We start from the raw sequence: 19,879 nt of genomic DNA on the forward strand, positions 1-19,879 counted from the left end.
GGCGACTCGAACCCTCGGGCAACCGCCTTTCGCACCCGCACAGTTGGGAGGACCGTTGCCACTCCGCAACCGTCTGAGACTTCTTGCGATATCCGGCCTCGCGCTGTTCACCGTTTCGGCGTCGTTGCCGCCCGCCGCGGCCGACGGCCCGCGCTCCCACCGTCCGTCGGGCGGCGGGCTGTCCGCCACGATCCGGTACACCGAGTACGGCATCCCGCACATCGTGGCGAAGGACTACGCGAACCTGGGCTTCGGCAACGGCTGGGCCCAGGCCGCCGACCAGGTGTGCACCCTCGCCGACGGCTTCGTGACGCTGCGCGGCGAACGGTCCCGGTACTTCGGTCCCGACGCGGCTCCGGACGGTTCGCTGTCCGCCGCGACGAAGAACCTCTCCAGCGATCTGTACTTCCGCCGGATCCGCGAGGCCCGCACCCTGGAGAAGCTGCTGAAGCAGCCGGCGCCGGCGGGTCAGAGCCGTGATGTCAGGGAGCTGGAGCGCGGCTGGGCGGCCGGTTACAACGCCTGGCTGGCGCAGAACCGGATCGACGACCCGGCCTGCCGGGGCGCCGACTGGGTGCGGCCGGTGACGACGCTGGACGTGGTGGCGCGCGGCTACGCGCTCTCGGTGCTCGGCGGTCAGGGGCGCGGCATCGACGGCATCACGGGCGCTCAGCCGCCGACCGGGGCGGCGGGGACGCCCGAGGTCCCGTCGCCGGGCGACGCGGCGGACGCGGCCCGGCGGCTGCTGTCGACGCAGAACGCGGACATGGGCTCCAACGCGGTGGCGTTCCGCGGCGACACGACGGCGAACGGACGGGGTCTGCTGCTGGGCAATCCGCACTACCCGTGGCAGGGCGGTCGGCGGTTCTGGCAGTCCCAGCAGACGATTCCCGGCGAGCTGGACGTGGCGGGCGGTTCGCTGCTCGGCGCGCCGATCGTCTCGATCGGGCACAACGCGAACATCGCGTGGAGCCACACCGTCGCCACCGGTGTCCCGGTCAACCTCCATCAGCTCACCCTCGATCCGGCCGATCCGACCGTGTATCTGGTGGACGGCAGACCCGAGCGGATGACGAAGCGCACGGTCTCGGTCGCGGTGAAGGGCGGCGGTGCGGTGACCCGCACCCAGTGGTCGACCCGGTACGGGCCGGTCATCACCTCGCTCGGTGCCGGGCTGCCGCTGCCCTGGACGGCGACGACCGCGTACGCGCTCAATGACCCCAACGCGGTGAATCTGCGTTTCTCGGACGCCGGTCTCGGTTTCAGCCGGGCTCGCAGCACCGCTGACATCGGGGCGGCGCTGCGTCGAACCCAGGGGCTGCCATGGGTGAACACCATCGCCGCCGATTCGTCCGGGCATTCGTTCTTCTCGCAGTCGCAGGTGCTGCCGAAGATCACGGACGAGCTCGCGGGGCGGTGTTCCACGGCTCTGGGCAGGGCGACGTATCCGGCCTCCGGGCTGGCGGTGCTGGACGGCTCCAGGAGCGACTGCGCCCTCGGTTCGGACCCGGACGCCGTGCAGCCGGGGATCTTCGGGCCGGGCCGGATGCCCACCGTGAAGGACGCCCCGTACGTGGAGAACTCCAACGACAGCGCCTGGCTGACCAACGCGGACGCGCCGCTGACCGGGTACGAGCGGGTGTTCGGCACCGTCGGCACGCCCCGCTCGATGCGGACCCGGGGCGCGATCGAGGATGTCTCGGCGATGGCGGCGAAGGGCCGGCTGACGGTGGCCGATCTCCAGGGCCAGCAGTTCGCCAACCGTGCGCCGGCCGGTGATCTGACCGCCGCCGACCTGGCGGCGGCCTGCGCGGCGCTGCCCGGCGGCCGTGCGGTCGGCAGCGACGGCACGGCGGTCGACGTGTCGGCGGCGTGCGAGGTGCTGCGGCGCTGGGACCGGAAGACCGACACCGGCAGCCGGGGAGCGCTGCTCTTCGACCGGTTCTGGCGCAGGGCGACGGCCGCGGTCCCGCAGAGCGAGCTGTGGAAGGTGCCCTTCTCCCCCGCCGATCCGGTCGGTACGCCGAACACGCTGAACACCTCGGCACCCGGCGTCGCCAGGGCTCTCGCCGACACGGTGGCCGAACTGCGGGCCGCCGGGATCGCGCTGGACGCCCCGCTGGGCCGGCACCAGTGGGTGGAACGGAACGGGAAGCGCATCCCGATCGGCGGCGGTACGGAATCGCTCGGCATCTGGAACAAGACGGAGGCGGTGTGGGACGCGGCGTCCGGCGGCTACCAGGAGGTTTCGGCCGGTTCCAGCTACATCCAGGCGGTCGGCTGGGACGGCGGGAAGTGCCCGGTGGCACGCACCCTGCTCACGTACTCGCAGTCCTCCGACCCGGGCTCGGCGCACTACAGCGACCAGACCGAGCTGTACTCGGGTGAGCGGTGGGTGACGTCCCGGTTCTGCGAGAAGGACATCCTGCGCTCGCCGGCGCTGCGGATCGTGCGAGTCCACGAACGCCGGTAGCTCCTCGCGGTGCGATCGGTCCCTGTCCGCCCGCCCGGTGGGGGGGCGGACAGGGACCGATCGCGGGGAATCAGGGGCTGATCGCGAGGAAGACGAACGCGGCGAAGATCGAGAGATGGACGCCGCCCTGGAGCAGGGTGGCCCGTCCCGGTACGACGGTCAGCGCGCCGACCACCACGGTGAGGGCGAGCAGCACCATATGGGTGGCGCCGAGGCCGAGATGGAGCGGTCCGTCGAGCCAGACCGAGGCGAGGGCGATGGCCGGGATGGTCAGGCCGATGCTCGCCATCGCCGAGCCGAGGGCGAGATTGAGGCTGGTCTGGAGGCGTTCGCGGCGGGCGGCCCGGACCGCCGCCAGGGTCTCCGGCAGCAGCACCAGCAGCGCGATGACGACGCCGACCACCGCCTGGGGCATCCCGGCCGCCTCCACCCCGGACTCGATGGTCGGCGATACGGACTTGGCATCGCCGACGACCGCGACCAGGGCGATCAGCAGCATCACCAGGCTCAGCGCGGTGGCGCCCCGGCCGGGCAGCACCGCGTGGTGCTCGTCCGGTTTGAGCTCGCCCTCGGGTGTGAGGGGCAGGAAGTACTCACGGTGCCGCACCGTCTGCACGGCGACGAACAGTCCGTACAGGAGGAGTGAGGCGACGGCGGCGAAGGTCAGCTGGGCGGTGGAGAACTCGGGGCCCGGTCTGCCGACGGTGAAGGTCGGCAGGACCAGGCTGAGCGTGGCGAGGGTGGCGACGGTCGCGAGGGCGGCCCCGGAGCCCTCGGCGTTGAAGACGACGACGCGGCTGCGAACGGCGCCCACGAGCAGCGAAAGGCCGACGATGCCGTTGCAGGTGATCATCACGGCGGCGAAGACGGTGTCCCGGGCGAGCGCCGACGTCTTGGGGCCGCCGTCCACCATCAGTGTGACGATGAGGGCCACTTCGATCACGGTGACGGCGACGGCGAGTACGAGCGAGCCGAACGGTTCGCCGACCCGGTGCGCGATGACCTCGGCGTGGTGCACGGCGGCCAGGACGGCGCCCGCGAGACAGAGCGCGACCACGGCGACGGCGAACGCCGGCAGCTCCCGGCCCCAGCTGAAGACCAGGGCGAGCGCGGCGACGACCGGCACGACCACCGTCCACCGGGTGGCCAGTGTCCGGACCGTCGCGAGCGCGTTCATGGGCCACACCCTGCCAGAGCGGGTACCGGGGCGCTCGTCGGGCGGCGGCCGGACGGCGGCTCACAGGGCCCGTGAGCGGCCCTCCCAGTACGGGTCGCGCAGCCGCCGCTTGTAGAGCTTGCCGTTGGGGTCGCGGGGCATCACATCGATGAAGTCGATGCTTCTGGGGCGCTTGTACCCGGCCAGGCGCTGTTCGCAGTGGCGCAGGATCGCGGCGGCGAGCTCCTGGCCCGCCTCGTGCCCCTCGGCCGGTTCGACCACTGCCTTGACCTCCTCGCCCCAGTCGGGATGTGGAATGCCGAAGACGGCGACGTCGGCGACCGCGGGGTGGCCGAGGAGGGCGCCCTCGATCTCGGCGGGGTAGATGTTGACCCCACCGGAGATGATCATGTCGATCTTGCGGTCGCGGAGGAAGAGGTAGCCGTCCTCGTCGAGGATGCCGAGATCGCCGACGGTGAAGAAGTCCCCGATGCGGTTCTTCCGGGTCTTGGTCTCGTCCTTGTGGTAGCTGAAGCCGCCGGTGTTCATCTTCAGGTAGACGGTGCCGAGTTCGCCGGGCGGCAGCCGGTTGCCGTCGTCGTCGAAGACGGCGAGTTCGCTGATCGGCCAGGCCCTGCCGACCGTGCCCGGCTTCTTCAGCCAGTCCTCCGCGGTGGCGAAGGCGCCGCCGCCCTCACTGGCCGCGTAGTACTCCTCGACGCATCTCCCCCACCAGTCGATCATGGCGCGCTTGACGTGGTCGGGGCAGGGCGCGGCACCGTGGATGGCGTGCCGCATGGCCGAGACGTCGTAGCGCCGCTTCACCTCGTCGGGGAGGGCGAGCAGGCGGTGGAACTGGGTCGGGACCATGTGCGTGTGGGTGCAGCGGTGGGTGTCGATGAGCCGCAGCATCTCCTCGGGCGTCCACCGGTCCATCAGGACCAGCGGGTGCCCGATGTGCAGGGACGCGCCCGCGAACTGCAGGACGGCGGTGTGGTAGAGCGGCGAGCAGACCAGGTGGACGTTGCCGTCGAACGGTTTGATGCCGAAGATGCCGAGGAACCCGCCGAGGTGGCTCTCCTCGGGGAGCTTGCCGGAGAGCGGGCGGCGGATGCCGCGCGGGCGGCCCGTGGTGCCCGAGGTGTAGTTCATGACCCAGCCCAGAGTGCGGTCCCGAGGGGCGTCCTCGGGCTGCCCTTCGAGCAGTTCGGCGTACGGGCGGAAGCCGTCGACCGTGCCCACGGCGTAGCGGTGGCTCGCCGGCAGCTCCGCCTCGTCGGCGGCCTCGGTCGCGGCCTGCGCGAACCGCTCGTGCGCGATGAGCACCTTGGCGCCGGAGTCGGCGACGATCCAGGCAATCTCGGGGCCGACGAAGTGGTGGTTGACGGGTACGAGATAGAGGCCGGCCTGGGAGGCGGCGAGGTAGGCGGTGAAGAACTCGACGCCGTTGGGCAGCACCACCGCGAACGCGTCGCCGCTCCGCAGCCCGGCCGCGCGCAGTCCGTGGACGAGGCGGTTGGCGGCGGCGTGCAGCCGGCCCGCCGTCCAGCTCTCGCCGTCGGGAGCGGTCAGGACCGTGCGGTCGGGGTCGGCTGTGGCCTGGGCCCAGAAGCCGTTGGGCGGCTGACTCATGAGGCGCTCCGTCCGGCGATGCGGTTGATCCGGTCCACGGCTCGCTCGAAGCCGCGGGTCAGGTCGTCGAAGACGGCCTGCACACTGCGTTCGCTGTTCATCCGGCCGACGATCTGGCCGACGGGGGTGCCGAGCAGCGCGCCGGTCTCGTACTTCTGGATGCGCGAGACGGCCTCGGCCACCAGCAGTCCCTGGAGCGGCATGGGGAGGGTGCCGGGCCCGGCCGGGTCGTCCCATGCGTCGGTCCATTCGGTACGGAGCTGGCGTGCGGGCTTGCCGGTGAGGGCGCGGGAGCGGACGGTGTCGCCGGAGCCGGCGGCGAGGAGTTTGCGGGTCAGGGCGCGGGAGTGGAGGTCGGCCTCCTCGGTGGTCAGCCAGAGGGAGCCTAGCCAGACGCCCTGGGCGCCGAGGGCCAGTCCGGCGGCGATCTGCTCGCCGCTGCCGATGCCGCCGGCGGCGAGGACGGGCAGCGTTCCGACGGCGTCGACCACGTCCGGGACCAGGACCATGGAGGCGATCTCGCCGGTGTGGCCGCCCGCCTCGTACCCCTGGGCGACGACGATGTCGATGCCCGCGTCGGCGTGGTGGCGGGCGTGTTTGGCGCTCCCGGCGAGGGCGGCGACGAGCACGCCCCGGTCGTGGGCCCGCTGGACTACGTCGGCGGGCGGCGGCCCGAGGGCGTTGGCGAGGAGCCGGATGGGGTAGTCGAAGGCGACGTCGAGCTGGTTGCGTGCGACCTCCTCCATCCAGCCGGTGATGCGCCAGCCGGACGCCTCGCCCTCGGGGAGTTCGGGGACGCCGTGCTTGGCGAGGGTGTCCTGGACGAACTGGCGGTGGCCGGCCGGGATCATCGCCTCGACGTCGGCCTCGGTCACCCCCTCCACCTTTTTCGCCGGCATGACGACGTCGAGGCCGTACGGCTTGCCGTCGGTGTGCTCCTGCATCCAGTCGAGGTCGCGCGCGAGGTCGTCGGGGGCGGTGTAGCGGACCGCGCCGAGTACGCCGAATCCGCCGGCCCGGGTGATGGCCGCGGCCACCGCGGGGAACGGCGTGAAGCCGAAGATGGCGTGCTCGACTCCCAGTTTCTTGCTCAGCTCCGTCTCCATGGGCCGCAGGATGCCGCAGCCGGTCATCCGAGGGAAGAGATTTTCTGATGCAGTGTCAGATTCTTTGTGGCGCAGGGGGCCTCCGTGGCGGCGGGGGTGACAGTAATCTCTGCGGCGGCAGGAAGTTTCATTGCCGGACGAATTTTCGAAAGTTACTTTCGTTCAGTGAGAAGGGGTTCCGGATGACCGAGGACGCGGCGGACAGAGGGATCAGCCGACGGAGGCTGGGCAGTGGGATGCTGGCCCTGGGCGGGGCACTCGCCCTGGCGCCGATTCCGTTCGCGGAACGGGCGTCGGCCATGGAGTCGGGGGCGGGGTCGTCGGACATGCGCACAGGGATCACCGGGAGCGGCGCACCGGGGCACGGCAGGCCGACGCTGCGGCGCGGCCCGGCCGACCGCGCCGGGCTGCTCCAGGAGCCCCTGGACCAACTGGTCGCCGACGCGGAGAAGTTCCTCGCCGCCTCCCCGAAGCACCCCTGGTACGCGGGGGCGGTGCTGCTCGCCGGGCGGGGCGGCACGGTGGCCCTGCACCGGCCGATCGGCAAGGCCGTGCGCTATGCGGCGTACGACGAGAAGTCCGACACCGGGGTGGAGTTCCCGCCGGACCAGCAGATCGCCATGGCCGAGGACACCGTCTTCGACCTGGCGTCGGTCTCGAAGCTGTTCACCTCGATCCTGGCCGTGCAGCAGATCGAGCGCGGGACGCTGGAGCTGGAGGCGAAGGTCGCCTCGTACCTCCCCGATTTCGCGGGCGGCGGCAAGCAGGACATCACGATCCGTCAGCTGCTCACGCACACCTCGGGCTTCCGCGCCTGGATCCCGCTGTACAAAGCGCCGACGCGGGAGGGAAAGCTCCAACTGCTGTGGAACGAGGTGCCGGCCAGCCCGCCCGGAACGGTGTACCTCTACTCCGACCTCAACCTGATCTCGCTCCAGCTGGTCCTGGAGAAGATCACCGGCCGCAAGCAGGACGTCCTGCTCCGTGAGCAGATCACCGCCCCGCTCGGCATGCACCGCACCCGGTACAACCCCCCGGCCTCCTGGAAGCCGAAGATCGCCGCCACCGAGGACGCCCGGCTGCCCTGGTCCGGGCTGGACCGCGGGCTGGTCTGGGGCGAGGTGCACGACGAGAACGCGCACAGCCTGGACGGGGTCGCGGGCCATGCCGGGGTCTTCTCCTGCGCCTGGGACCTGGCGATCCTCGCCCGTACGCTGCTCAACGGCGGGGTCTACGGCCGCGCGCGGATCCTCTCCGCCGAATCGGTCGACCTGCTGTTCACCGACTTCAACACCGCGTTCCCCGGCGACGAGCACGGTCTCGGCTTCGAGCTCTACCAGCACTGGTACATGGGGGCGATGGCCACCCCGCGCACCGCGGGCCACACCGGCTTCACCGGCACCAGTCTCGTACTGGACCCGACGACCGACTCGTTCCTGATCGTCCTCGGCAACTCGGTCCACCCGGTGCGCAGTTGGCGCTCCGGAAGCGCACCGCGCGTAGCCACGGCCAATCAGATGGCGCGCGCCGTCGCGGTCCGTCCCGCCCGTGGCCGTACGGCGTGGTTCTCCGGAATGACGAGCGCCGCCTCGGCCACGCTCACCCTGCCACCGCTGCGGATCGCCTCCTCGCACGCCCGGCTGAGCTCGGCCCTGTGGTGGGACACCGAGCCCGGCTCCGACTTCCTCTTCCTGGAGGCGTCGGCGGACGCCGGGGCGACCTGGCAGCCGGTCCCCTTCACCACCGTCCCGACATCGCAGAAACCCCTCCCCGAGCCCGGACCGCACCCCACCGGCGCGGTCTCCGGCTGGTCCGGCCGGGTGTGGCACCGCCTGGACGCGGACCTCGCCGCCTGGCACGGCAAGGAGGTCCGGCTGAGGTGGCGGTACACGACGGACCAGCTGTACGTCGGGCGGGGGGCGTACGTGAACGCCGTCCGGGTCGAGGACGGCAACCGGACCCTCTTCAACGAGAGCCGGCCCGCCGACGCCGTGCGCATCGAGGCACTGGGCTGGACGGCGTCGGCGGACTGAGCCGCGCCCGGCCGTGTCGGACAATGTCCCGATGAGCACATCACCACCGCGGAGCTGGGCACGCGCCGAACGCCTGGACGCCGACCGGACGGCATCAGCCGTGCACGCCCTGACCGGTGTGCGGCTGGTGGTCGAGGGACCCTGTCCGGGCGGCGAGGTCGGTGCCGCGTACGTGCGGTGGCCCGACGGCCGCCGGTCGGTCCTCAAGTCGCGGCCGGGCGCCCGGATCGAGGAGCTGCGAGCGGGTCCGCTGGCGGTGTGCGAGGTACTGGGTGCCCGCGGATATCCGTGCCCCGCGACGGAGCTGGCCCTCCAGGTGGACGATGCGGTGGTACTGGTCCAGGAACTTCTGCCGGGCACACCGGTGGAGTTCCTGGACCACCGCGGGCTGGACCGGGCTCTCGCCCTCAACGCGTCGCAGGCGGGGCTGCTGACCGAGCACCCGCGGGTGCCCTCGACGAACCTGTACCTGCTCGACGACGGCCCCGGCTACTGCCTCCACGAACCGCTGCGCCGGCACGGCCCGCGCGGCTCCGCCCTGGAGCGGCGGATCAGGTCCGTCGGGGCCGATTGTCCTCGCCTGCTCACCGGACACGACGTCGTGCACATGGACTTCCACCACGGCAACCTGCTCGCGGTGGACGGCACCGTCACGGGGGTCATCGACTGGGACGGCGCCGGACGCGGAGACCACCGGTTCGACCTGGTCACCCTGCGCTTCGGACTGCACGCGAAGGAGCAGCCGCCGGGCGTCGTCCGTCGCCTGGACGACATCCTGGACGCCCTGCCCGAGGAGATCCTGCGTCCCTGCTGGGCCCATATGAGTCTGCGCATGACCGACTGGGCGATCCGGCACTTCGCCCCGGGCGAGGTCGAGCACTGGCTGGATCTGGCCGAACAGCGCCTGTGACGGATCCGGTCGGGCAGGACGCGCTGTAGGTTCCGGTGGTGATCTCCAGCTGGAAGAACGACCGCATAGGCAGTGCCCTGCGGGGCGGGAACCCGACGATCACGCGTCGGCCGAGTGCGGGGTTCGCCACCAGCGCACGAGTCATGGACGAGTTGTGAAGACAACCGCCGAACCGGACACGCCCCGCATGGCGCCCTTGCGGGTTCCCGCGTTCCGGCGGTTCGTGCTCGCCAACCTGATATCGGCGACCGGTTCAGCGATGGCTCCGATCGCCCTGGCCTACGCGGTGATCGGGCAGGGCGGTGGCGCGGGCTCACTCGGTGTCGTGCTGGCGACGAATTCGGTCCCGACGATCGTCTTCACCGTCGTGGGCGGTGTGCTGGCGGACCGGCTCTCGCGCAGCAGGATCCTGTTCCTGGGCAACCTCCTGGCCGCTGCCGCGCAAGGGGTGCTCGCAGCACTCGTGGCGACCGGCCATGCAGCAACCACTTCGATCGCCGCATGCGGCTTCGTGTCCGGGATCGCCACCGCCTTCACGGCACCGGCCGCCACGGGCGTCGTGGCGCAGATCGTCGCGGAGGAGCACCGGCAGCAGGCCAACGCGCTGCTCCGGCTGCCGAGCAACACCGTCAAGGTGCTCGGTCCAGTCGTCGGAGGAGTGATCGTCGCAGTCGGCGGACCGGCGTGGGCGCTGTCATGGGACGCGCTCAGCTTTCTGGTCGCGGCGCTCCTGCTGCTCGGCCTGCGGCTGAGTGCACCGGTCACGACGAGCAGCGCCCTGGCCGATCTGCGCGCCGGTTGGTCCGGCTTCCGGTCCCGCACTTGGCTGTGGACGTACACCGCCGCCGGAACGGTGGTGGTCGCCGCGTGGCTCGCCGGTTTCCAGCTTCTCGGTCCCGTGATCGCTGCCGAGCACTACTCGGGGGCACGTTCCTGGGGGCTCGTCCAAGGCGCATTCGCGTTCGGGCTGTTCGCGGGGACGGTGGTGTGCCTGCGCTGGAAGCCGTACCGTCTGCTGGCCGTCGCCGTGGTCACCGGCGCCGGACTCTGTCTGCCACCGGCGGCACTCGGCCTCGGTCTCGCCCTGCCCTGGGTGCTGCTCGCCGCCGTGCTCGCGGGCGTCGGGCTGGATGTCGCCATCGTGTCCTGGAACACCGCACTCCAACAGCATGTGCCGCAGGGGGAACTGGGCCGGATGAGCTCGTTCAACGGTGTCGGTGAGCGGATCGCCATCCCCCTCGGCTACCTCGTCACCGCCCTCGCCGTACATGCCTGGGCCGACCGGACCGTACTCCTGGTCTGTGCCGGTGCCATCGTGGCCACCACGGTCCTCAACCTCTGCGTACGGGACGTGTACCGCGTCATTCGCGCCTGAGCGGCCCTTTCTCCGCCAGGGCTCGTGCCGCCGCTGCCGACGTCCGCCGGCCTACGCGAACTCGCGCACTCCTGAACCTCCACCGGGGCGGCAGCGGAGCCCTACGCCGGGCTTTCCGTCGCCGGTGCCGGGATCGCGGCGGTCGTACCGGTCGGCGCCGGGGCCGTGGACTCCCGTACGACCAGCCTCGGCCGGATGAGCAGTGACCGGCCGGCCGCCGGGGCCGAGTCGATCCGGGCCCGCAGTTGCTGGAAGGTCTCCGCGGCCATCTCCGGCAGCGGCTGGCGGACCGTGGTGAGCGGCGGTTCGAAGAGGTCGGCGAGGAGGATGTCGTCGAAGCCGACCACGGAGACATCCTGCCCGGCGCTGCGCCCGGCGTCCTTGGCGCCCCGGCAGATCCCGATCGCGCACATGTCGTTGATCGCGACGAACGCGGTGGGCGGGCGCGGGCCGCCGAGGAGCTCCCTGGCGGCGTTGCGTCCGAGTTCGGCCGCGTCCTTGTCACCGAACTCCGTGGCGTCCGCGCCGGGCCAGACGATCGCGTCGGCCGGGTCGAGACCGGCCGCCTCCAGGGCGGCCCGGAAGCCGCGCAGCCGTTCGCGGCGGTTGACGCTGTTGACCGAGCCGGAGACGAACGCCAGCCGACGGTGACCGAGTTCGATCAGATGACGGGTGGCGATCTCGGCACCCATCGCGTTGTCGACGCTGATGGAGGCCAGCGACGGCGGATCGCCCGCCTGCGCGGTGCGGTCGAAGGCGACCATCTTCAGCCCTCGGCTCAGCAGCGGTGTCATGTGGTCGAGCGAGGGCAGCGAGGAGCAGAGCACCACTCCGCTCACCCCGTCCGCGAGCAGTTCCTCGCCGTACTTGAGCTCGCGGGCCGCGTCGCGCTCACTGTTGCAGAGCAGTACGTGGTACCCCTCGGCGAGCGCGATGGCCTCCAGCTCCCGGGCGAGCGCCCCCCAGAAGGGGTTCGCCACCGACGGCACGATGAGGCCGATAACCTTGATGCGGCCGGTGCGCAGCATCCGGGCGGCTCGGTTGGGCCGGTAGCTGAGCTGTTCGATCACCTGCTCCACGCGGGCCAGCGTGGCCGCCTGCATACGGTCCGTCCGCCCGTTCAGGACGTTGGAGACCGTGCTCGCGGAGACCCCCGCAGCCTCCGCGACCTGATGGATCGTTACCCCGCTCATGCCACCTCCGGTTCGGAACTCGCTAGACCATACCAGTGTATCGATTTACCGAACTTCGTTTACCGGTACACCCGTTAACATCCCTGAAAATTCATGTGCATCAGCTGTTGACGTCGCTCTCACGAGGTTCCTAGCATCAGTGCATCGATTTACCGGCACTTCCCAGCCATGGCCGGGACTCATCGCTGGATCGATCCACAGTCTCCACCTCAAAAGGGGTGTCCCATGCAACTCAACCGACGGTCGCTGCTTGCCGCCATCGGAGCCGGATCCGCTGTCGCCGCGCTCGGCGCGTGCGGTACCGGAACTTCGACGGCCGGCTCCGCCGAAGGCCCCGCCGAGGGTGAGATCACTCTGCTCACCCCGATCTACGAAGGTGCCGACGGCAAGACGCTGTTGGAGAAGGAGATCCTCGGCGGCTTCCGGAAGAAGTACCCGGATGTCAAGGTGAACGTGGACTACACCACGTACGACCAGCTCAACGAGAAGATCACCACGGGGCTCGCGGGCGGTCTGCTGCCCGACGTGCTGATGATGGGCGTGGGCTGGATCCCGCCGTTCGCCGCGAAGAAGGCGATCGCGGAGCTGCCCGAGAAGTTCGCCACCGCGCACGACTACGAGGAGCGGGTGCTTGAGCCGTCCCGGTACGACGGCAAGCTGTACGCGCTGCCGGTCGTCCTCGACACCCGCATCGTCGTCTACCGCAAGGACCACTTCGCCGAGGCCGGCATCAAGAAGACCCCGGCGAACTGGGCCGAACTGCGCGCCGTGGCCAAGCAGCTGACCAAGAACGGCCGGGTCGGGTTCGACCCGTTCTCCATCCATCTGCGCCAGTGCTGGGAGACCTTCCTCTTCGCCAACGGTGGCCAGCTGTTCAGCGAGGACGGCAAGAAGGTGCTGTTCACCGACGCCCGCGGGGTCGAGGCGCTGCAGTTCTTCAAGGACCTGGTCAAGGACGGCTCCGCCGACTACGCCAAGAAGACGGACGCCGGTGCCCCGACCAACGTGCAGACCGGCAAGGCGTCGATGATGATGACGACCAGTGCCCTGTGGACCCAGGTCGGGGAACAGACGCCGGACCTGATCAAGGACGACAAGCTCGGAGCGTTCGTCCTCGCCAACCGCAAGCCCGCGATGCTCCAGGGCGGCACCCTCGTCACCCAGTCCGCCACTTCCAAGCATCCCGCGGCGGCCCGCGCGCTCGTCGAGTACCTCGCCACGCCCGAGTCGATCCTCGGCGCGGCCAAGCAGCGTGGTTCGGTGCCCGGCCTGAAGGACCTCAACGACACCTCGTACGTGAAGGAGAACAAGTTCGTCGATCTCTCCCTGCAGAGCATGGGCTACGCGTGCTCCGAGGGCGGCACCACCGCCTGGATGGAGATCCGCGAGAAGATCAAGCCCACACTGGAGCCCGCGATCGTGGGCAACCAGTCGGCGAAGGACGCCATCGCGGAACTCGGCCGGCTCGCCGAGGCCGCGATCGGCCGGATGTAAGGACCCGTCACTGTGGGAGCTACATCCGTATTGAAGGCGCGCCCCGCGCCGCCCTCCGCCCCGGCCGGGCGCACGGTCCCGAAGAAGCGCACCGGCCGGGCCCCGACGGGGCCGGGGCGCCGCAGGCAGCGCGCCGGCATGCTGATGGTGGCGCCCGCGCTGCTGCATGCCTCGCTCTGGATCGGCCTGCCGGTCGTCGCATCGGTGGTCCTGGCCTTCACGAAGTACGACGTGCTGACGGCGCCGCAGTTCGTGGGTCTGGACAACTTCCGCGACATGCTGGACGACGCGGTGTTCCGCAAGTCCATCGTCAACACCGTCGTCTACACCTTCTTCACCGTCCCGTTCGGCATGGCGCTGGGGCTGCTCGTGGCCCTGGCACTGCACACCGGGCTGAAGGCGCGGGGCATTTTCCGTACCGCGGTCTTCATTCCCCAGGTGACGGCCACCGTCGCGATCGCGCTGGTCTGGCTGTGGATCTACAACCCCGGCAACGGGCTGCTGAACACACTCCTGTCCTTCCTCGGGATCGACGGCCCGGCCTGGCTCTCGTCGACCACGTGGGCGATGCCGTCGGTGATCCTGGTCGGGATCTGGCAGGGCATCGGCATGAAGATGCTCATCTACTTGGCCGCGCTGCAGTCCCTGCCGAAGGAGCTGTACGAGGCGGCTTCGGTGGACGGCGCGTCCAAGGTGCGCCAATTCTTCTCGATCACTCTGCCGCTGCTGAAACCCGCGACGTTCTTCGTCCTCATCACGTCGATGATCAGCGCGTTCCAGTCCTTCGACCAGATCTACATCCTGACCGACGGCGGCCCGGGCAACAGCACCACGATGATGACGTTCGAGATCTACAAGTCCGCCTTCCGGGAGTTCCGCATCGGGTACGCCTCCGCCCAGTCACTGGTGCTGTTCGTGCTGCTGATGGGCTTCACCCTGGTCAACCGGCGGATCATGGGAGGCACCCGTGGCCACAACTGAGCTGCACGCGCCGGGGGCCACGCGCAAGTCCCGGCCGGTGAAGAACGGCAAGCCGCTCACCGCCGGCCGGATCGCGCTCTACGTGACCCTCACCGTCGTCTCGCTGCTGATGGTGGTGCCGTTCATCTGGATGGTGCTCACCTCGCTCAAGACCCCGGTGGAGATCGCCTCCCAGGACGCCGGACTGCTGCCGGAACACTGGGAGTTCGGGAACTACGTCGACGCGCTGAAGGCGGCGCCGTTCGCGACGTACGCGCGCAACAGCTTCATCATCGCCTTCAGTCACACCCTCATCAACGTGGTCGTGGCGTCGATGGCCGGGTACTCGCTGGCCCGGATCAAGTTCCGGGGCAGCGAGGTCATCTTCTACCTCTTCATCGCCGCACTGATGATCCCCACGTACACCAAGGTGCTGCCGGAGTTCCTGATCGTCCGCTTCATGCCGCTGGCCGGCGGGAACGACATCCTCGGCCAGGGCGGCAGCGGCTGGCTGGACTCCTGGTGGGCGCTGATCATTCCCGGCGCCGTCACCCCGTTCGCGGTCTTCCTCTTCCGCCAGTTCTATCTGGACCTCCCGGTGGAGCTGGAGGAAGCGGCCAGGCTCGACGGTCTGGGTGAGTTCCGGATCTACGCCCGGATCATGACGCCGCAGGTCAAGCCCGCGCTCACCACCGTGGCGCTGCTGACCTTCGAGTCGTCGTGGAACAACTTCCTCTGGCCGCTGCTGGTCACCCGCACGGACAGCCTGCGGGTGATCCAGGTGGGACTCTCCGTCTTCAAGACGGAGAACGGCCCCCAGTGGCACTTCCTGATGGCCGGCACCACGCTGGCCACCCTGCCCATGGTCATTCTCTTCCTCATCGGCCAGCGCTACTTCGTGCAGGGCTTCGCGACCGCCGGTCTCAAGTGACCGGCGCCGGTCCCCCGTGACCGGTTCAGGCCCCACGTAACCGGCTGTCGCCCGAACGACCGTTCTTCGAAAGGTACTTACTCCATGTCTGCTGATCTCAACGGCTCCCGCGCACTGGTGACAGGGGCGGGCCACGGCATCGGCCGCGCCATTGCCGTCGCGCTCGCCGAGGCCGGTGCGGACGTCGCCGTCCACTACCACTCCTCCGCCGACGAGGCCGCGAAGACGGTCTCGGCGATCGAGGCGCTGGGCCGCCGGGCGAAGGCGTTCAAGGCCGATGTCACGGTGACCGGCGATGTGGACCGGCTCGTCGAAGAGGCGACCGGCTTCCTCGGCGGGCTGGACGTGCTGGTCTGCAACGCGGGTCATCTGATCGGCCGGGCCACCATCGCCGAGATGTCCGACGACCACTTCGACCAGGTCCTCTCCACCAATCTGACGTCCACGTTCCGCACCGTGCGCGCCGCGATCCCCCACCTGAAGCAGTCGTCGGCCGGCCGCATCATCACGATGGCCTCGCTGGCCGCGCACAACGGCGGCGGCCCCGGCTCGGTGGCCTACGCGGCGGCCAAGGCCGGTGTGCGCGGCTTCACCAAGGGCCTGGCCAAGGAGCTCGGCTCCACCGGCATCACCGTCAACGCCGTCGCGCCCGGCTTCATCAAGGGCACCGCCTTCCACGACACGTTCACCGCGCCCGAGGCGCAGCAGGCGATGGAGGCCGGCATCCCGGTCGGCCGGGCCGGCACCCCCGAGGACGTCGGCGCCGCGGTCGTCCACCTGGCATCGCCGTCGTCCGGCTTCCTCACCGCCACCACGGTGGACATCGACGGTGGCGTGTGGCCGCGTTGAGGCGGATCGCCCGGGAGCGGGGCGGCTGGTGGCACGCGTACGTCTGCCCGGCGCACGGCGTGGAGCTCGACCACGGTGACCTGCTCTCCGGGGTGTTCCCCGAGGGCGGTGCACGCTGCGCGTACGGCTGCCGGGTGGACGACGAGGCGGTGCGCGGCGCCTGGCTGGTGCTCTCGCACCAGGCGTGGGCACGGCACCTGCGGGTGCTCGCCCACCGCAAGGAGCGCGCCGAGTCCGTGTCGCGGCTGGTGGAGTACGCGGGGCTGTACGCCTCGCTGGCCACCGAGCGGCACGGCGAGGCCCAGTCCTGGATGCTGCGCGGCCGGCTCTTCCACCAGGCGCTGACCGACGCCATCTGGGCGGTGAACGTCGGGCACGCCGTGATCACGCTCGCCGAGCAGTCGACCGAGGACCTGGCGCCGGTGCTGCCGCTGCTGGACGCGCTGGAGCGGGCCGCTCTCGACGCCCGGGACGTGCTCACCGGTCAGGGCCACCTCGCCTCCAACTACACCGCGTGGCTCAACGCGGCCGGTGTGGCGGCGAGTCGGGGCGCTGCGGCGGCCCGTGGCCAGGAGTGGGACGGTGCCGGGCAGTGGCTGGAGGGCGAGCACGGGCTGTACGCGCATCTGCGGGTCGCGGTCGCAGATGACGGCTGGGAGTGGGAAGGCAGCACGTACTACCACGGGTTCGTGCTGCGGGCGGCGCTGCTGGCGCTGCGGGGCACCGACCCCGCGGCCGTGCCGTCGGACGTGGTGGACGTGCTGGCCGGAATGACGGACGTGCTGGCGGCGATCGCCACGCCGGGCGGCATCCTGCCGGCGCTGCACGACGGCCCGTATCTGCGTGGCCCGCTCGCCCTGGAGTGGCTCGAACTCGTGGCGTTGGCCCAGCAGTTGGTGCCTTCACCGGCTCTTGAGGCGGTGGCCGGCCGGGCCCGTGCCGAGCTCGGCGCGCAGGACGACGGGCTCGACCGGGAGCTGGACGGCTGGTTCGCCGGCCCGCCGCTGCCGCAGCGCCCCGCCCCCGGTCCGGTGACGGTGTTCCCGACCGCCGGGTACGCGGTGCTGCGCCACGCGGGCGTCCACGCGCTGCTGGACTTCGGTCCGCACGGCGGTTCGCACGGCCATCGCGACAAGCTGTCGCTGTATCTGTACGGCGACACCACCCCGTGGCAGCCGGATCCCGGCCAAGTTCCCTACGCACACGCCGAGTTCCGTGACTTGTACGCATCGACCGAGGCCCATCCGGCGTTCCGGGTGGACGGCGGCGAACAGGCCGAGTGCACCGGGCGGCTGCTCGGTTCGGACGGTTCGTCCGTGACCGCCGAGGTGACGACCGCGTACGAGGGTGTGCGCGCGGTGCGCCGGGTGGTGCTCGGTGACGGCTATCTGGTCGATCTGCTGACGGTGCGGGCCGGGGACGAGCGGCGCCTGACCGCGCAGCTGCGCCCCGGTGTCGCGCTGGACGTCCAGCTCCAGGCGTCGGGCGAGGTCCGCACCACCTGGTACGGCGACGAGACCCTGCACGGCTGGCACACCCACACCCCGGGTGCGACCGTGCGTCCGGCCTCCCGGCCGGGCCCGGGGCCGGCCGACGACCCGCAGCGGGTGCGCACCCGGGTCGACTTCACCGCGCGGTCGCAGGAGGTCACCTTCGCGTCGGTGTACCAGGCGGCGTCGGCCGGGCCCGCCGTGACCGATGTACAGCTGGACGGTGACGGGGTGCTGACGGTCTCGCTGACCGACGGCGGTAGCGCACGGTTCCGGACGGAGGACTGACCCTTGTTGCTCTCGGCGACCCCGCCGCCCGGCCCGCGCCCCGCACAGCAGGCGCGGCTGTACGAGGAGGCAGCCCGCCACCGCGGGCTGACCCCGCCGCGTACGCACCCCCTGGCCAGCATCACCTGGCTCGGCCCCGCCGCCTCCAACCCGGCGCTGGCCCACCGGGTGAGCGGCGATCCGGTCCATCTGGCGGAGAGCCGACGCTGGATCGAGGCCGCGGTGCGGCTGCCGCACTGGGGCAAGGCCCATATGCCGGACCACGACCTGGACGCCGGCTGGCTGCTGCACCACCTCTCGCTCGCCTACCGGTGGATCGGCGACGATCTGCCGGACGGCGTGCGGGCCCTGCTGCGGTACAAGCTGCTGCTCCAGGGGCGGCGGATGTACGAGTTCGCGGTGGCGAGCGAGGGCCGCTGGTGGTCGTCGTCGTACTGGCAGAACCACAACTGGATCTGCTACGCCGGTCTGGCGACGGCCGGTTACGTGCTGGGCAAGGAGGAGTGGACCGAGCGCGCCAAGGACAACCTCGGTACGGTCCTCGATCTGATGCCGGACGACGGTTCGCATGCCGAAGGGGTCGTCTACTGGCGCTACGGTGTGCCCTTCCTCGCCATCCACCTGGACCTCCTCCAGGAGGCGGAGGGCATCGACTGGTGGGGGCGGGGCGGCTTCCTCACGAACACCTTCCGCTACCGGCTGCACCAGCTGGCTCCCGGCTTCGCGTTCAACGTCGACCACGGCGACTGCCACGACCGGCGCAGCGGACACAGCGCCGGCCTGTACTACCGGCTCGCGGCGCAGTACGGGATTCCGCAGGCGCAGTGGCTGGGCGACCTCGCCTCGGGTGAACTGCTGTGGCAGGAGGCGGCGGAGAGCGGGGTGCGGCCGGGGATCCTGCCGGAGGCGTATCTCGAATACCTCTGGTACGACCCGTCGGTGGCCGCTGCCCGTCCCACCGGGACCCGGGCGTTCTTCCCGGATCTCGGGTTGCTCGCGGCCCGCACCGGGTGGGACGACGACGCCACGCTCGTCTCGTTCAAGGCGAGCCCCGGCGGTGGCCACAAGGCGTGGGAGACCTCCGCGAAGCACCGTGCGGAACTGGGCTGGGAGACCCTCAACCAGGGTCACCACCACCCCGATTCGGGCTCGTTCGTGCTGGTTTCGCAGGGTGCGTTCCTCGCGGTCGACGAGGGTTACAGCAACCGCAAGCGGGCCGCGCACCACAATCTGCTGCTGGTGGACGGCCAGGGGTACGCGGACGAGGACCGCTACCACGTCTACAAGGACATCCCGTACGAGCGGCAGGCCCGGCAGCGCGATGTGCTCGCCGGTCCCGACTGCGGGTGGGCGCATGCCACGGCGGAGATCGCCGCGATGTACGACCCCGCGCTCGGGGTGCGGCGGCTGGACCGGACGCTGGTGTTCACCCCGTCGGGACGGCTCGTGCTGCTGGACCTCGCCCAGGCGGACACGGAGCGGGAGTGGTCGTTCCTGCTCCAGACCGACCGGCCCACCGAACCCGGGCCGGACGGCGGCCGGCTGATCCGGTCCGGGGCGGCCTGTGCCCTGGTGCGGCAGTTCGCGCCGCAGGACGCCTCGGTCGTCTCCGAGGCCACCGAGGTCGAGGCGAACCCGACGTCGAGCACGCCGGAGCTGCGTCTCACCCGCACGCTGCACACGCTGCGTGCGACGACCGCGCCCTCGGCACAGGCGCACTTCCTCACCGCGATCGTCCCGGGCCCGGCACCGGCCCCGGCCGAGCAGGTGGAGTGCTCGCAGGGCCAGGGCGTCACGTTCGGCGAGGAGACCGTGCTCCTCTCCCCCGTCGCGCGCCGGATCCGTACCGCAACGGTGTCGGCCGACGCGGCGGCGGTGCTGCTCGGGGCCGAGGGCTCGGCCCCGTACGTGGTGGCGGCCACCCGGCTGGAGCTGGACGGCCGCGTGCTGCTCGATGTCCCGGAGCCGTACACAGGAAAGGTCGGCTGA

14 protein-coding genes are annotated in these 19,879 nt (G+C 70.8%); 10 read left to right on the forward strand and 4 right to left on the reverse strand.

The genetic code is table 11. The features are described 5' to 3' along the window. Positions 1-55 precede the first annotated feature (55 nt). The gene (locus ACFYY7_RS25105) at positions 56-2,473 is read left to right on the forward strand and encodes a penicillin acylase family protein (protein WP_388664669.1); all 2,418 of its coding nucleotides are present in this window, start codon (positions 56-58) and stop codon (positions 2,471-2,473) included. A 70-nt stretch (positions 2,474-2,543) separates the two neighbouring features. On the opposite strand, the gene ACFYY7_RS25110 is transcribed toward ACFYY7_RS25105, so the two are convergent. The 3 genes from ACFYY7_RS25110 to ACFYY7_RS25120 are packed head-to-tail and all read right to left on the reverse strand — an operon-like array spanning position 2,544 to position 6,367. Further along, the gene (locus ACFYY7_RS25110) at positions 2,544-3,650 is read right to left on the reverse strand and encodes a calcium:proton antiporter (RefSeq protein ID WP_388664671.1); all 1,107 of its coding nucleotides are present in this window, start codon (positions 3,648-3,650) and stop codon (positions 2,544-2,546) included. Positions 3,651-3,710: 60 nt separating this feature from the next. Further along, positions 3,711-5,261 (reverse strand): acyl-CoA synthetase, encoded by a 1,551-nt coding sequence (locus ACFYY7_RS25115; protein ID WP_388664673.1) that lies wholly within the window; start codon positions 5,259-5,261, stop codon positions 3,711-3,713. After that, on the reverse strand, positions 5,258-6,367 hold the full coding sequence (locus ACFYY7_RS25120) for an NAD(P)H-dependent flavin oxidoreductase (protein WP_388664675.1): 1,110 nt from the start codon (positions 6,365-6,367) through the stop codon (positions 5,258-5,260). The genes ACFYY7_RS25115 and ACFYY7_RS25120 overlap by 4 nt, the downstream gene beginning before the upstream one ends. A gap of 182 nt (positions 6,368-6,549) precedes the next feature. Between ACFYY7_RS25120 and ACFYY7_RS25125 the strand changes: the two genes are divergently transcribed. The 3 genes from ACFYY7_RS25125 to ACFYY7_RS25135 all read left to right on the forward strand — a co-directional run bounded on the left by ACFYY7_RS25125 (position 6,550) and on the right by ACFYY7_RS25135 (position 10,685). Next, on the forward strand, positions 6,550-8,400 hold the full coding sequence (locus ACFYY7_RS25125) for a serine hydrolase (protein WP_388664677.1): 1,851 nt from the start codon (positions 6,550-6,552) through the stop codon (positions 8,398-8,400). Between the two features lie 31 nt (positions 8,401-8,431). Beyond that, positions 8,432-9,310 (forward strand): phosphotransferase, encoded by an 879-nt coding sequence (locus ACFYY7_RS25130; protein ID WP_388664679.1) that lies wholly within the window; start codon positions 8,432-8,434, stop codon positions 9,308-9,310. Between the two features lie 187 nt (positions 9,311-9,497). Then, the gene (locus ACFYY7_RS25135) at positions 9,498-10,685 is read left to right on the forward strand and encodes an MFS transporter (RefSeq protein ID WP_388664741.1); all 1,188 of its coding nucleotides are present in this window, start codon (positions 9,498-9,500) and stop codon (positions 10,683-10,685) included. Between the two features lie 101 nt (positions 10,686-10,786). Here ACFYY7_RS25135 and ACFYY7_RS25140 read toward each other — a convergent pair whose 3' ends face one another. Further along, positions 10,787-11,878 (reverse strand): LacI family DNA-binding transcriptional regulator, encoded by a 1,092-nt coding sequence (locus tag ACFYY7_RS25140; protein ID WP_388664681.1) that lies wholly within the window; start codon positions 11,876-11,878, stop codon positions 10,787-10,789. Positions 11,879-12,103: 225 nt separating this feature from the next. Here ACFYY7_RS25140 and ACFYY7_RS25145 point away from each other — a divergent pair, with 225 nt between their 5' ends. The 6 genes from ACFYY7_RS25145 to ACFYY7_RS25170 all read left to right on the forward strand — a co-directional run bounded on the left by ACFYY7_RS25145 (position 12,104) and on the right by ACFYY7_RS25170 (position 19,879). Then, entirely contained in the window at positions 12,104-13,372 is a 1,269-nt protein-coding gene (locus tag ACFYY7_RS25145) for an ABC transporter substrate-binding protein (protein ID WP_388664683.1), read from the forward strand. Between the two features lie 12 nt (positions 13,373-13,384). Further along, positions 13,385-14,353: a carbohydrate ABC transporter permease gene (locus ACFYY7_RS25150; protein ID WP_388664685.1), complete on the forward strand. Its 969-nt coding sequence runs from the start codon at positions 13,385-13,387 to the stop codon at positions 14,351-14,353. Next, positions 14,340-15,263 carry a carbohydrate ABC transporter permease gene (locus ACFYY7_RS25155; RefSeq protein ID WP_388664687.1) on the forward strand — a complete coding sequence of 308 codons (924 nt, stop codon included), beginning with the start codon at positions 14,340-14,342 and terminating at the stop codon, positions 15,261-15,263. Before ACFYY7_RS25150 ends, ACFYY7_RS25155 begins: the two co-directional genes overlap by 14 nt. Before the next feature lie 84 nt (positions 15,264-15,347). Beyond that, a complete protein-coding gene (locus tag ACFYY7_RS25160) occupies positions 15,348-16,112 on the forward strand; it encodes an SDR family NAD(P)-dependent oxidoreductase (protein WP_388664689.1) in 765 nt (254 codons plus the stop codon). Further along, complete coding sequence (locus tag ACFYY7_RS25165; RefSeq protein ID WP_388664691.1) at positions 16,100-17,890, forward strand: heparinase II/III family protein; 1,791 nt, start codon at positions 16,100-16,102, stop codon at positions 17,888-17,890. The genes ACFYY7_RS25160 and ACFYY7_RS25165 overlap by 13 nt, the downstream gene beginning before the upstream one ends. Before the next feature lie 3 nt (positions 17,891-17,893). Further along, positions 17,894-19,879 (forward strand): hypothetical protein, encoded by a 1,986-nt coding sequence (locus tag ACFYY7_RS25170; RefSeq protein WP_388664693.1) that lies wholly within the window; start codon positions 17,894-17,896, stop codon positions 19,877-19,879.

This window comes from Streptomyces sp. NPDC001933 (genome assembly GCF_042890955.1).
Lineage (GTDB): Bacteria > Actinomycetota > Actinomycetes > Streptomycetales > Streptomycetaceae > Streptomyces.

Bases quoted from the DNA above. Each gene is read 5' to 3' on its own strand.
- ACFYY7_RS25110 (WP_388664671.1), bottom strand. From the start codon at position 3,650: ATGAACGCGCTCGCGACGGTCCGGACACTGGCCACCCGGTGGACGGTG.
- ACFYY7_RS25115 (WP_388664673.1), bottom strand. From the start codon at position 5,261: ATGAGTCAGCCGCCCAACGGCTTCTGGGCCCAGGCCACAGCCGACCCC.
- ACFYY7_RS25120 (WP_388664675.1), bottom strand. From the start codon at position 6,367: ATGGAGACGGAGCTGAGCAAGAAACTGGGAGTCGAGCACGCCATCTTC.
- ACFYY7_RS25125 (WP_388664677.1), top strand. From the start codon at position 6,550: ATGACCGAGGACGCGGCGGACAGAGGGATCAGCCGACGGAGGCTGGGC.
- ACFYY7_RS25130 (WP_388664679.1), top strand. From the start codon at position 8,432: ATGAGCACATCACCACCGCGGAGCTGGGCACGCGCCGAACGCCTGGAC.
- ACFYY7_RS25135 (WP_388664741.1), top strand. From the start codon at position 9,498: ATGGCGCCCTTGCGGGTTCCCGCGTTCCGGCGGTTCGTGCTCGCCAAC.
- ACFYY7_RS25140 (WP_388664681.1), bottom strand. From the start codon at position 11,878: ATGAGCGGGGTAACGATCCATCAGGTCGCGGAGGCTGCGGGGGTCTCC.
- ACFYY7_RS25145 (WP_388664683.1), top strand. From the start codon at position 12,104: ATGCAACTCAACCGACGGTCGCTGCTTGCCGCCATCGGAGCCGGATCC.
- ACFYY7_RS25160 (WP_388664689.1), top strand. From the start codon at position 15,348: ATGTCTGCTGATCTCAACGGCTCCCGCGCACTGGTGACAGGGGCGGGC.